Consider the following 12,950-nt stretch of genomic DNA (forward strand, 5'->3'; position numbering starts at 1 on the left):
AATGTCAATTATTACGAAAACGTTTGCGAAAAAATCATTTTTCTAAACATTCATCATTGATTTTCATAAAAAAGTAATAATTCTTCAAAATACTAATTGCTGATTTATTAAAAAAGTTAACTCAAAAACATATACCCCTAAAAAATTAGGGTATAAATTAAAATATTCATAAAAAAATACAATTGAGCCCTATTTTTTACATGGTTAAAGTAAAGTTTACATAGATTTGAAAGCAAACAATCAACAATTTTAAACTTTATGAAACATTTTTTTACACTAACATTACTTTTAACAACTTTCGTTATGAGTTCACAAGAAAGTTCTGATACTCCTAAGAAAAAATTCTCTTTTGAAGGAAGCGTCGATGCGTATTACAGAACAAATTTTACAGCGCCAAATGACGACAATCAAATTGCTCCTTCAACTTCTTTTGCAGATACCGCAGGTTTTTCATTAGGGATGGCTAATATCATTGCCTCTTATGAAAAAGGTAAAGTCGGTGCTGTTGCGGATTTAGTTTTTGGACCAAGAGGTGATGCTGCAAGCGCTACTGTTTTAAATCAGCTATATGCATATTATAATATAAGTGAAAACACAAAACTTACTATTGGTAAATTCAACACCTTTTTAGGCTATGAAGTTATCTCACCTACTGGAAACTTTAATTATAGTACATCTTATCTGTTTTCAAACGGTCCATTTTCACATACAGGACTGAAAGCTGACTTCACACTTTCCGAAGACTTCAGTTTAATGCTAGGTGTATTCAACCAAACAGATGTTACAGAGTTTAATCCTGATGGAAGTTATGCCATAGGATCGCAATTGGGTTACAAAGATCAATTTTTAAACTTACTGTATGATAAAGCCGGTTTAGGTTTTGAAATAGACTATACCGGAGGTTTTGATGCCACAGAAGATTTCTTTGTTGGAATAAATGCTGCGTATGCAGATAATGAAGGCGAAGGATTCTACGGAGTAAATATCTATCCTCAATATGCTACAACTGAATCTTTAACAATTGGTTTACGTGGCGAATATTTTCAAACACAGAGTGATGCTGTAAGCGATGACCCTAGTGTTTTTGCAATCACACTTACAGGAAGTTACGTTGTTGATGAAGACTTAATCATCAAGCCTGAATTTAGACTTGATAGCGGATCTGAAGACATCTTTATTGATACAGATTTAATGGCAACTAAGAGCTTAGGTTCTTTTGTATTGGCCGCTATTTATAAATTTTAACTTAAGTAATAACTAATCATAAATACAATGAAAAAAATTGAAGCTATTATTAGAAAATCTAAATTTTCTAATGTTAAAAAAGCACTGCACGAAGTAGGTGTAAATTTCTTTACCTATTGGGATGTTACTGGTTTAGGAAATGAAAAAGAAGGTCATGTATACAGAGGTGTTTCTTATAGCACTAGCGATATACAAAGACGCTACCTATCCATCGTTGTAAATGACGATTTTGAAGACATTACTATAAAAGTCTTATTAGAATCGGGCTCTACAGGCGAAGTTGGAGACGGTAAAATATTCGTTTCAAACATCGAAGAAGTTTATAGAATACGAACAGGAGAAAAGGGTGGAAACACACTAAAATAAATTACAAAATTAGAATTATGGAATTATTAACTATCAATAATGTATGGATGATGATCTGTACAGCACTTGTTTTCTTTATGCATTTAGGATTTGGATTTTTAGAGATCGGGTTGACAAGACAAAAGAATACAATAAACATTCTGTTTAAAAATATATTTATCATTACGGTTGGATTATTACTTTACTGCTTAGTAGGGTTTAATTTAATGTACCCTGGAGAATTTAATGGAGTTATAGGTTTTGCTGGTTTTGGATTAGATGTTCCACTTACAACCGAAGGCACTTTAGACCTTGCTTATAATACAGGCTATACATATTGGACTGACTTTTTGTTTCAAGGAATGTTTGCAGCCACAGCAGCTACTATTGTTTCTGGTGCGGTTGCTGAGCGAATGAAAATTGGCCCTTTTATGATTTTTACAATTTTATATGTAGGGCTTATTTATCCAATTGCTGGTTCATGGAAATGGGGTGGCGGTTTTTTACAAACTTTAGATACTCCATTTTATGATTTTGCTGGCTCAACCTTAGTACATTCTGTTGGTGGCTGGGCAGCTTTAGTAGCAGTTTGCTTATTAGGAGCTAGAATTGGAAAATTTAAAGAAGGAAAAATACAAGCTATTCCTGGACACAATATTCCATTAGCCACTGCTGGAGTTCTAATTCTTTGGTTAGGTTGGTTTGGATTTAATGGTGGTTCTGTTTTATCAGCTGACCCTGCAGCAACATCTTTAACCTTAACAACAACTTGTTTAGCAGCTGCAGCTGGTGGTGTTGTAGCAGCTTTAGTATCTACTTTGAGGTATAAAAACTTAGATTTAACCATGTTTTTAAATGGTATTTTAGGAGGATTGGTAGGAATCACTGCTGGTGCTGATCAAATGAGTCCAACAGACGCTATTATTATTGGAGCTGTAGCTGGTGCAATTATTGTGTTTGCAGTATCTCTGATTGATCGATTAAAATTAGATGATCCCGTAGGGGCTATTGCTGTACATTTGGTTTGTGGAATATGGGGAACTTTAGCTGTTGGTATTTTTGGAAATCTAGCAGGTGGTGCACAATTTTTAAGCCAATTAATTGGTGTAGCATCGTACGCTGGAATATGTTTAGTTTCCTCCTTTTTAATCATATTTGTTTTGAAGAAAACAGTTGGCATTCGAGTTTCGGAAAAAGAAGAATTAGAAGGTCTTGATGCACACGAACATAGAATGGATGCTTATCCAGATTTTAGATTGAATGAACATTAAGAATCGTTACTCAATTTTTATTATAACGAATACAAAAAAGGCTTTGAAATAATTATTTCAAAGCCTTTTTTCACACTGTAATTCATCAATCATTTCTGAATGGCATTAAATTTGTACTTTTAAACATTATACTATAATAATTATATTATGAAAAAAATTACATACGCCTTCATCTTATTACTTTTTTGTGTTGCATTTGGAAATGCACAAACATGGAAACAATTGCGCGGTGGCGGACAAGGAACAGCTATTTATAATGACAATGGAACTACTTGGGTGATTGGGCTACACAATAGTATTTTTTCATATAATGGTAGTAAATGGCAAGAATACCCTGGACGTGGAAAAGCCATTGATATTGCTGTACATAATGGAACACCTTACATTATTGGGTTGAATAACGGAATTTGGAAAGGAACTGGTTCTGGCTGGGTTCCCATGCCTGGGAATGGACTCGGAAAGAAAATTTATAGTGACAACGGACAGTTATGGATCATAGGCGTTAATAATAATGTCTTTTCATTTGATGGGCGTAATTGGAATTTATATCCAGGTCAAGGAAAAGCAATTGATATTGCTGCACATCGAGGAGTTCCTTATATTATTGCAGAAGATGGAAGTATTTGGCGCGGAAACGGAATGGGCTGGATACAACTTCGCGGAAGAGGAATTGGACAAAAGATAGCTTGCGATCGTGATGGAACCGTTTGGGTTATTGGAGTTAATAATAGTATTTTTCGTCATCGATTCAATCGTTGGATTGAATATGGCGGCGGCGGAAAAGCATTAGATATTGCAGTAGACAGAGGAAAACCTTTTGTGATTGGACTCCGAAATTATATTTGGAAAGGATAAACATAAAAAAGAGGCTTTAAAAGCCTCTTTTTTAGTATATATATAAATTCTTTTACACCCAAGCGTTTACAATTCCCCCCATAATAGCAAAGGTAACAACCCAATAGCCAACATTGATTAGCATGTATTTGAATGATTTCTGTTCAAATAAAGCATTGGTAACCATCGCTGGCATTACAAAAACGAATGCAGCAAGTGCTCCATGCAATGCTCCGTGTCCAAAAGTTAAAAAATTCCCGCTACTATGTAATTCATCTGGTTCTATTCCTCCTGAAACTACCGAAGTCATGTAGATAAAAAATACTGCTATAAAAGCCAATACAACACTTAAACCAAATCGTAATGGCATACTTCCTTGTTTTGCTTTTTCTTCAGTCATGCCAGTTTCTTTCATCCAAGCTTTTCCAAATAAAGGTCCGTACCATAAAAATCCAATAACGAGCGTAGATAGTGCAGCTACAACAAGTGCAATCCAATTGATAGTAATGTTTTCCATAATTTTGATGTTAGTTAATAAAGGTTGTTTTAAAAGTACTTCTTTTTAACTAACAATCAAACAGTTACTCTAAATTTTCAGGCTTTTTACCAAAGCGACGTGTATCTTCTTTAGTAAGTATTTTAAAGGTTTTTGCACGTGGCACATTGCGCAAAGCTTCATTAAACCCTTCTGGCAAGCCAATTAATTGACGTGTTTTTAGATCAATCCATGCGCCCATCATTTCACAGCTTGCAAAGTTTTTTCCGTTTGCATCATAAAAGTTATGAAGGAATTCAAAAAACATTCCGTCTTCACTTAAGCCAGCTACTTCTAGAGAAACTTTTACTGGTTTTCCTGCAAAGGCTTCTTTGAAATAGTACATATGCTCATAAAATACAACTGGTCCAATGTTGTTTTTAGCCAATTCTCTTTGTGTAAAACCGTTTTCAATCAGAAATCCCATGCGTGTGTGACTCATAAAATTTATGTACGCTGAGTTCGCTAAATGACGATTTGCATCTAAATCACTCCAACGGATGTCAAATTCTTTAAAATACATTGTATATTTATTTTTTATTTTATCAAAAGTAACATGCCAATATTAAATACGTATTACGATCCACCACTTATTTTTAAAAATGGTCATATTTCAACTGTGTATTCAGGTTTGTTCCGATCTGGCGCAAAAATTGAGCAAAAAAGAGAACGTATTAGCCTAAGTGATAGTGATTTTATAGATTTAGATTGGAGTTTTACTAAGAAAAAAACCAACAAGCTTATTATTTTACTTCATGGCTTAGAAGGAAATGCACAACGTGCTTATATTACTCGATCCGCGAAGTTGTTTAACGAAAACAACTATGACGCAATTGCAATGAATCTTAGAGGTTGTAGCGGTGAACAAAACCGCTTGTATCGTTCGTATAATGCTGGCGCAACTGAAGATTTACGTGAAGTTGTTACACATGTTTTAACCAATCATTCTAAATACGATCATATTATTATTAAAGGATTTAGCTTAGGCGGAAATCTGTTGTTAAAGTATTTAGGTGAACCTATTCGTGTACCTAAAGAAGTAAAAGCTGGAATTGCGATTTCTGCTCCGTGTTCTTTATACGGTTCATTACAACAAATGAGTCGAATCGAAAATCGTTTATACACAAAGCGATTTGTAAAACATTTACATGGAAAACTCATGGAAAAACACAAAGCATTTCCATCATTATTGCGTGTAGAAGATATTAAGAAAGCTGATACTTTGTTTAAAATTGACAACTTATACTCTTCTAAAGCGCATGGATATAATGACGCAATGGATTATTATACCAAGTGTTCTTCGTTACAGTTTTTAAAGTATATTAAAACACCAACTTTAATTATTAATGCTTTGAATGATTCTTTTTTGTCCAAAGATTGTTTTCCTATTAAGGAAGCTGAAGCAAATGACGATTTGTATTTAGAAATGCCAAAGTATGGCGGACATGTTGGTTTTTTTGAATTTGGTCAAATTTATCACACAGAAGCACAAGCTTTGAGTTTTGCTACTTCGGTTTAAAGTGTGAATTCTGTTGATGAATCCGAATGGCTTTTTGCGATAATAATATTCCAACAGCTAATGATACAAATGCTCCAATAGAAATCCCTGGAATGTAATTGATAAATAGGAAGAAATCATAAATTCCGTGAAAACAGGTTGCCAACGCAAGTCCCATCAAATTTAATTTGATTCTGTTTCGAGAAAATTTAGCTTTTCCCATATAATATCCCATAATGATTCCAAAAGTTGCATGTGCAGGAACTGCCGTAAATGCTCTGTATATAGCAATTTCAATTCCACCTTGAAACGCATATGCTAAGTTTTCTGTGACCGCAAAACCCATGGAAACCATCACAGCGTACATAATACCATCATACGGTTCGTCAAATTCTTTGTGTCGTTGGGCAAAATATCGAACAAATATATATTTGCTAAACTCTTCTACCAATGCAACTACAATAAAAGCTTTGCAAAATTGAATCCAAATAACTTGTTTATCTATACCTGGATAGTACTGAGAAACAAATAGATGAGAAACGGAAGCAATTAAAATACTACCAATAGCGCCCAACAAAAAACAGATAAATAATAGGTGTTTTGGTTCCTTATCATATTTATCACTGTAATAAATATAAATTATAATCAAGAGCGCTGGTGCAATGGATAATAATACTAAAGGCATTAGGTAGTTTTGTCAAAAATAAAAAAACCAAAGATAAAATGAAGGATTTCTATAGGTTTATCATCATAATCCTTTGTAAAAGTTTCGGCAAACGATAAAAAAGAGTTTTTGCAAAAGTCTTGAAAACATATAGAATAGCCACTGAGAAACAGAAGCTTTGTCACTAATTTTATTATTTTTGCCGTATGATAAAGTCTATGACCGGTTTCGGAAAGTCTGTAGAACAACTTCCGTCAAAAAAAATAACAATTGAATTAAAGTCACTTAACAGCAAGAGCTTGGATTTGAATGCTCGAATTCCTTCTTATTATAGAGAAAAAGAGTTGTCAATGCGAAAATTAATTGCGTCTTCTTTGCTAAGAGGAAAGGTTGATTTTTCATTGTATATAGAAGTGACTGCGGAAGAAACAACAACCGTAATTAACAAAGCTGTTGTTTCAGAATACATGAATCAGTTACGTCAATTAGATGAACATGCTAATCCAGTTGAGTTATTAAAAATGGCAGTTAGAATGCCAGATTCTTTAAAAACAGAACGCGATGAGATTGATGAAAGTGAATATCAAGTGATTCTTACCGCATTAAAACATGCTATTAAAGAATTGAATGAATATAGACTTGCAGAAGGAAAAGTGTTAGAAGAAGATTTTCTATTTCGTGTAAAAAATATTTCTAGCTTACTAAATGACGTTATCGGAATTGATGATGAGCGCATGGCTACCGTAAAAGATCGTCTTCGCAAAGCTTTGGATGATTTAAAAGAACAAGTAGACGAAAATCGTTTTGAACAAGAATTGATTTATTACTTAGAGAAATTTGACATTACGGAAGAAAAAGTTCGTTTGGCAAATCACTTAGATTACTTTTCAAAATCATTGAATTCAAAAGATTCTAACGGGAAAAAATTAGGTTTCATTACACAAGAAATTGGTCGTGAAATCAACACAATTGGTTCTAAATCAAACTATGCACCAATGCAACAATTGGTTGTACAGATGAAGGATGAGTTGGAAAAGATTAAAGAACAACTTTTAAATGTTCTATAAATGAAAAGAGGTAAGTTAATTGTATTTGCAGCACCTTCTGGCGCAGGAAAAACCACTATTGTACATCATTTATTAGGCATTCCTAAATTAAATTTAGAATTTTCTATTTCGGCGGCTTCACGCGAAAAACGCGGAAATGAGGTTGAAGGAAAAGACTATTATTTTTTATCTCCTGAAGATTTTAGACAGAAAATTAAAAATAAAGAGTTTTTAGAGTGGGAAGAAGTATATCCCGAAAATTATTACGGAACATTACAGACTGAAGTAGATCGTATTTGTGATGCTGGGAAAAACGTTATTTTTGATATTGATGTAGTTGGTGCTTTGCGTATTAAACGAAAGTTTCCTGAAGAAACCATTACTGTTTTTGTAGAACCACCAAGTATTAATGAATTGATTATACGCTTGAAAGGCAGAAAAACTGAAAGTGAAGAGAAGATAAAAATGCGTGTTTCTAAAGCTGCTGTAGAAATGGCTACCGCACCACAGTTTGACGTTATTGTTATGAATGACGATTTAGAAAAAGCCAAAGCGGAAGCTGAAAAAATCGTTGCGGAGTTTATCGGAATCGAAAAAAAGTAAATAGATGAAAGTAGGCTTGTATTTTGGTACGTTTAACCCTATTCATATTGGACATTTGGCAATTGCCAATCACATGGCAGAATACAGTGATTTAGATGCTATTTGGATGGTTGTAACGCCACATAATCCATTTAAAAAGAAAAGCACCTTACTTGACAATAATCATCGTTATGAAATGGTGAATATTGCTACTGAAGAGTATTCAAAGATTCAACCAAGCAATATTGAGTTTAATCTACCACAACCAAATTATACTGTAAACACTTTAGTACATTTAAAAGAAAAATATCCAATATATGAGTTTTGCCTTATTATGGGCGAAGACAATTTGAAAGGATTACACAAGTGGAAAAACTATGAAGTGATTTTAGAAAATCATGATGTATATGTATATCCAAGAATTTCAGAAGGTGTTGTAGAACATCTATTTACAGATCATCCAAAAATACATAAAGTGAATGCTCCTATTATGGAGATTTCTTCCACGTTTATTAGAAAAGCAATTAAAGAAAAGAAAAATATAAGGCCTTTGTTACCTGAAAATGTTTGGAATTATATTGACGTAATGAACTTTTATAAGAAGTAAAAGAACTCATTTAATATACTTTATCATACAGATGTTGTTCGTCTTTTTCCATATCACCCAAAACTAAAACATTATCGGTATTTTCGTCAATCTCTTTTAATTCATAGTAATCTAAAGTATCTCCGTTTTCATCAGACATTTCCAGAAATAAAGAACGGTTTTCACTATTTTTATCATACGTAGCAGAAATGTGATATTCACATTTTTTATATTCTTTACCTACATAGTAATATTTACAAATACCATTTTTTGAAAATTCTAATTTATAATCAGGGTTTGTTTGTGAAACCCATGTCCCTACAATTTCCTTTTTGGGAGTTGTAAAAGAGGTAATTCCCATCAATATTAAAAGCAGTACGGAAAGCGGTAATATAATTAATGCGCGTTTACTTCTCATGACATTGGCTTGTTTAGACAGCAATATTATGGGATTTTAGGGGTACTAAACAAGGGGACTTTTCCCCTTTTTTGTAGGTTTTTAACTTTAAATAACAAAAAACTCCTCAAATCTGAGGAGTTTTTCTTGCTTTTTTACTTAGTCTAACGCTGGAATTCGTAAAACTTGTCCTGGATATATAAGGTTTGGATCTTTCAACATTGGCTTGTTTGCTTCAAAAATCACTGGATATTTCATTGCATTTCCATAATATTGTTTAGCAATTTTTCCAAGTGTATCACCTTTTGCTACTGTATGAAATTGCGCTTCAGGCTCTTCATGTTCAACATCCATTCTGTCATCAACCATTGCGATACCATGTGTATTTCCAACAACTAAAACTACTTTTTCTTTCGTTGCTTGGTCGTATGCTTTTCCAGTTATAATTGCTGTATCACCTTCTAATGAAACTGCTAAATTTTCTACTTGCAATTCCAAATCACCAATTGTTTCTACAATTGAAGCTTCTGCTGATGCTTTCTCTGCGGCAACTTTTTCTGCATATTCGGCTGCTTTTTCTGCTGCAACTTCGGCAGCTTCTTCTGCAGTTGTTTTTCCACCAAATAATTTAGCGCCAGCATCTTTGATAAATGAAAATAATCCCATAATTCTTTTTGTTTTTTTATTATTAATTGAGGTTCTTTATTGAGTTGTTAAAGTACGAAAAATCAATCAGAACTCAAAAGCACAATTGTTTTTCTACAACTATACGATGTATTGCAAAAAAGTCCTTTAAACGTACTTTTTATGTGTCCTTGAAATGATTTTTCTAAATGGCTTTAATGATTTTAATTTCTAAAAAAAGCTAGTTTGTTTGAGAAGATTCTGTTCTGTATCGAAGTTCGTTTAACTTATAGTTTTGAATACTCCTTTACAGGCTTTTCAAAAGACTTGGTTATGCAACGGAGTTAGTTCAACTTACAGTTTTGTATGCGTCTTTCAGACTTTTCAAAACTGAGTTTCACTAAAAAAGAAACAGTTTTTACACTCGTGTAAAAACTGTTTCTAAACTAAATAACCAACCAAAGTTTTTATGTCTTTATTACTTTTTAAAGTCGTTCTTGTTGAACACTTTATTTTTTATCTTTTTACGTTTTTTTCCTGTTTTACTTTCAGTCCCTTTTTGTTTAGACTCAATTAAACCGCTACCTGTTGATGGACGTAAATATTGTATGTATCCTCTTCCTTCAAACTCGTATGTTGTTCCTGAATCAGGATGAAACAATTGTATTGTTCCGTCATCTATAACGGTCAATTCAAAGTATTCATTGTCTAGGTAATCATAATCTAATGTTAAAACTTTTAAATATGGATCACCATCTACATCATAGATTGTATACACTCCTTCATAATCATATACTAAGTTATCAATTGGTGTATCAGGCAAATCTCTAGATGATAAAAATGTATCATCATTTCCTCCTGATAAGAATGTCATGAAGTTTTCTTCATCAAAAGCATTCAACATTCCAGCTTGACTGGTATATACTTTTTTCCAAGCTGTAAATTCTTGCAAGAAATAATGAATATTATCATAGAATACAAAGTCGTAATCAAAATTTGAACGTTGATATCCTGTTAAGTAATAACTTGTATTCGTAGATGTATCAACCATACGAATTCTATTAGCACCTATTTGATCAACTCGTAACGGATAAAACCCGTCAATATCATGATCAATATCTACATATGTAATATCTGTTCCGTAGATTCCAACATCAATCCCAAAACCATTTCCATTGCTTCCAATTCCTGAAATGTTATTATTTGCATACAGCGTTCCGTTTCTAAATGAAACTGTAAAAGCACGTTGTAAAAAAGGAACTTCACCGTTTCCAGTAGTTTCATTAATATTTACATACCAAAGTTCATATGAACCTAAAAGTTGTGCCAAGCTAATGCCTGGTTCGTCAATGATAGGATCTTCTACCAATACTTCTGTGTAACATGAACTCAATAATGTACTAAATAATGTAATCGATAAGAGTAGTTTTAGCGTCTTCATAAGCCAATCGTTTTAATGTTGATATAAAAGTACTTTCAAAACATATGCCAAAAACGTAAAACCCTGATTTTTAAGTGCGGTAAAAGAGTAATATTTTACGTATTTTTGAATATAGAATATCTGTTTTATGGACAAAGAGTTAAAATATGCTGTTTTTGGCGCAGGAAGTTGGGCCACTGCCATTGTGAAAATGCTGTGTGAGAATTTAAATGAAGTTGGTTGGTACATGCGAAGTGTGTATACCAAAGAGCATTTATTGAAAGAACAACACAATCCTAGTTATTTGAGTTCGGTTGAATTTAATCCAGATAAACTAAAAATTAGCAATGACATTAATGAAATTGCGGATTATGCTGATGTTTTAATTTTTGTAATTCCATCTGCTTTTATTTATGGAGAATTAAAAAAGTTAACAACTGATATTTCAGGTAAAACGTTAGTTTCTGCTGTAAAAGGTATTATTCCAGAATCTGGATTATTGGTTGGAGAACATTTTCATGATGTGTATAAAACTCCGTTTGAAAATATTGCTGTTATTGCCGGACCTTGTCATGCTGAAGAAGTTGCACTCGAACGCTTATCGTATTTAACAATTTCATGTGCTGATGCTGAAAAAGCGCAAAAAATTGCAGATCAATTATCAAGTAGTTACATCAAAACAAAAATTAGCGATGATGTTATTGGAACTGAATATGCAGTAATGTTGAAAAATATTTATGCAATTGCTGCAGGAATTGCGCATGGATTGGGTTATGGAGATAATTTCCAAAGCGTATTGATGAGTAATGCTATTCGCGAAATGAAACGTTTTATTAAGAAGGTTCATAAGATGAAACGTAACATTAATAACTCGGCTTATTTAGGTGATTTACTCGTAACTGGATATTCCGTATTCTCTCGAAATCGTATGTTTGGAAATATGGTTGGAAAAGGATACACTGTAAAGTCTGCACAAATGGAAATGAATATGGTTGCAGAAGGTTATTATGCTACTAATAGTGCTTATTTGCTAAATCAGAAGAACGATAAGAAGACCAATATGCCAATTATTAATGCGGTGTACGCAATTTTATATCAAAATAAAGATCCTAAAAAAGTATTTAAGAAGTTAACGGATAAGTTGGATTAGTTTGTCAATGTGTTAATCTGAAGATGTAGCAATTTGAAAATTCCACTTGCTGTTTCTTGTAAGTTTGCGTGAAGCATAGAGACAATTGTTGAAGCTCTTTTGTAAGATGGATTCCTGCCTTCGCAGGAATGACAAGATATTTAGAACCAAAGCGAAGCGATCCAAAAGATTCCCGCCTACGCGGGAACAAGTCCAAAACCTATTTCACTAAAATTCCTTTTGTGTTCATTAATGGAATGTCGCGAAATGCATTCTTATTGATGGTGTTTTTTCTGAAAAGATACTTTTTATCATACATCTTTCCTCCTTGAAAAAAGGTAACTCTAAACTCGTTGTTCAACACAAAAACATCTTCTTGCAACCACTCAGCTTTTGCGTATGATTTTGCAGGCAACTTGTCTAATTTGTGTCGCATTAATGAAGTTTCTCTTTTTTCATCGTACCCGCGAGCAACAATTAGTATCATTTCCAATTCAAAATCATTTTCATTGATGATATACGCATTCCAATCGTCCGTTTTATAGATTTCGTTGTATTCTTGCACAACTGCAAAGTAAACGCCTTCTATTTTTGGGATTTCAATATCTTTTTTCATATTTAATAATACATTTTATTTTCGTTTTCTTTGCTTTCCCAAAGAAAAGAAACAAAAGAAAGGGAATTTTTCCAGAGGTATTTTTAGTTTTTCTATCGAAAACTAAAATCGCAATTATTTTTCTAAATTTTCTCCAAGGTTTCAAAAATTTTCACGAA

At 33.0% G+C, this 12,950-nt stretch carries 16 protein-coding genes; 9 read left to right on the forward strand and 7 right to left on the reverse strand.

The window, feature by feature from the left end:
• The first annotated feature begins 258 nt into the window (after positions 1-258).
• The 4 genes from ACUUYC_RS06255 to ACUUYC_RS06270 all read left to right on the forward strand — a co-directional run bounded on the left by ACUUYC_RS06255 (position 259) and on the right by ACUUYC_RS06270 (position 3,716).
• Positions 259-1,245, forward strand: coding sequence for an outer membrane beta-barrel protein (locus ACUUYC_RS06255; protein ID WP_474264689.1), 987 nt, complete (start codon positions 259-261; stop codon positions 1,243-1,245).
• A gap of 27 nt (positions 1,246-1,272) precedes the next feature.
• Positions 1,273-1,611, forward strand: coding sequence for a P-II family nitrogen regulator (locus ACUUYC_RS06260; protein WP_474264691.1), 339 nt, complete (start codon positions 1,273-1,275; stop codon positions 1,609-1,611).
• Between the two features lie 17 nt (positions 1,612-1,628).
• Entirely contained in the window at positions 1,629-2,861 is a 1,233-nt protein-coding gene (locus tag ACUUYC_RS06265) for an ammonium transporter (RefSeq protein ID WP_474264693.1), read from the forward strand.
• A gap of 147 nt (positions 2,862-3,008) precedes the next feature.
• Positions 3,009-3,716 carry a hypothetical protein gene (locus tag ACUUYC_RS06270; RefSeq protein ID WP_474264695.1) on the forward strand — a complete coding sequence of 236 codons (708 nt, stop codon included), beginning with the start codon at positions 3,009-3,011 and terminating at the stop codon, positions 3,714-3,716.
• A 52-nt stretch (positions 3,717-3,768) separates the two neighbouring features.
• Here the strand turns inward: ACUUYC_RS06270 and ACUUYC_RS06275 are convergent, their stop codons facing one another.
• Positions 3,769-4,212: a DUF1761 domain-containing protein gene (locus tag ACUUYC_RS06275; protein WP_474264697.1), complete on the reverse strand. Its 444-nt coding sequence runs from the start codon at positions 4,210-4,212 to the stop codon at positions 3,769-3,771.
• A 64-nt stretch (positions 4,213-4,276) separates the two neighbouring features.
• The gene (locus tag ACUUYC_RS06280; RefSeq protein WP_474264699.1) at positions 4,277-4,753 is read right to left on the reverse strand and encodes an acyl-CoA thioesterase; all 477 of its coding nucleotides are present in this window, start codon (positions 4,751-4,753) and stop codon (positions 4,277-4,279) included.
• Positions 4,754-4,786: 33 nt separating this feature from the next.
• Here ACUUYC_RS06280 and ACUUYC_RS06285 point away from each other — a divergent pair, with 33 nt between their 5' ends.
• Positions 4,787-5,749, forward strand: a complete 963-nt coding sequence (locus ACUUYC_RS06285) for a YheT family hydrolase (RefSeq protein ID WP_474264701.1) — start codon at positions 4,787-4,789, stop codon at positions 5,747-5,749.
• On the opposite strand, the gene ACUUYC_RS06290 is transcribed toward ACUUYC_RS06285, so the two are convergent.
• Positions 5,736-6,413: a PrsW family intramembrane metalloprotease gene (locus ACUUYC_RS06290; protein ID WP_474264703.1), complete on the reverse strand. Its 678-nt coding sequence runs from the start codon at positions 6,411-6,413 to the stop codon at positions 5,736-5,738. The two genes, ACUUYC_RS06285 and ACUUYC_RS06290, sit on opposite strands and share 14 nt — an antisense overlap.
• Positions 6,414-6,598: 185 nt before the next feature.
• On the opposite strand from ACUUYC_RS06290, the gene ACUUYC_RS06295 reads away from it, so the two are divergent.
• Genes ACUUYC_RS06295 through nadD form a run of 3 tightly spaced genes read left to right on the forward strand, consistent with a single transcriptional unit; the run spans position 6,599 to position 8,627 of the window.
• On the forward strand, positions 6,599-7,459 hold the full coding sequence (locus ACUUYC_RS06295) for a YicC/YloC family endoribonuclease (protein ID WP_474264705.1): 861 nt from the start codon (positions 6,599-6,601) through the stop codon (positions 7,457-7,459).
• Complete coding sequence (gene gmk, locus ACUUYC_RS06300; RefSeq protein ID WP_474264707.1) at positions 7,460-8,041, forward strand: guanylate kinase; 582 nt, start codon at positions 7,460-7,462, stop codon at positions 8,039-8,041.
• A 4-nt stretch (positions 8,042-8,045) separates the two neighbouring features.
• Entirely contained in the window at positions 8,046-8,627 is a 582-nt protein-coding gene (gene nadD / locus ACUUYC_RS06305) for a nicotinate (nicotinamide) nucleotide adenylyltransferase (protein ID WP_474264709.1), read from the forward strand.
• Between the two features lie 10 nt (positions 8,628-8,637).
• On the opposite strand, the gene ACUUYC_RS06310 is transcribed toward nadD, so the two are convergent.
• From ACUUYC_RS06310 to ACUUYC_RS06320, 3 genes are all read right to left on the reverse strand, one after another.
• Positions 8,638-9,024: a hypothetical protein gene (locus tag ACUUYC_RS06310; RefSeq protein WP_474264711.1), complete on the reverse strand. Its 387-nt coding sequence runs from the start codon at positions 9,022-9,024 to the stop codon at positions 8,638-8,640.
• 138 nt (positions 9,025-9,162) lie between these two features.
• Positions 9,163-9,669: a peptidoglycan-binding protein LysM gene (lysM, locus tag ACUUYC_RS06315; protein WP_474264713.1), complete on the reverse strand. Its 507-nt coding sequence runs from the start codon at positions 9,667-9,669 to the stop codon at positions 9,163-9,165.
• 436 nt (positions 9,670-10,105) lie between these two features.
• Positions 10,106-11,068, reverse strand: coding sequence for a nicotinic acid mononucleotide adenyltransferase (locus tag ACUUYC_RS06320; protein ID WP_474264715.1), 963 nt, complete (start codon positions 11,066-11,068; stop codon positions 10,106-10,108).
• A gap of 127 nt (positions 11,069-11,195) precedes the next feature.
• Between ACUUYC_RS06320 and ACUUYC_RS06325 the strand changes: the two genes are divergently transcribed.
• On the forward strand, positions 11,196-12,197 hold the full coding sequence (locus ACUUYC_RS06325) for an NAD(P)H-dependent glycerol-3-phosphate dehydrogenase (RefSeq protein WP_474264717.1): 1,002 nt from the start codon (positions 11,196-11,198) through the stop codon (positions 12,195-12,197).
• A 199-nt stretch (positions 12,198-12,396) separates the two neighbouring features.
• Here the strand turns inward: ACUUYC_RS06325 and ACUUYC_RS06330 are convergent, their stop codons facing one another.
• Positions 12,397-12,792, reverse strand: a complete 396-nt coding sequence (locus ACUUYC_RS06330; RefSeq protein WP_474264719.1) for a hypothetical protein — start codon at positions 12,790-12,792, stop codon at positions 12,397-12,399.
• Positions 12,793-12,950: the final 158 nt, after the last annotated feature.

It is taken from the genome of Kordia sp. E, from assembly GCF_056033805.1.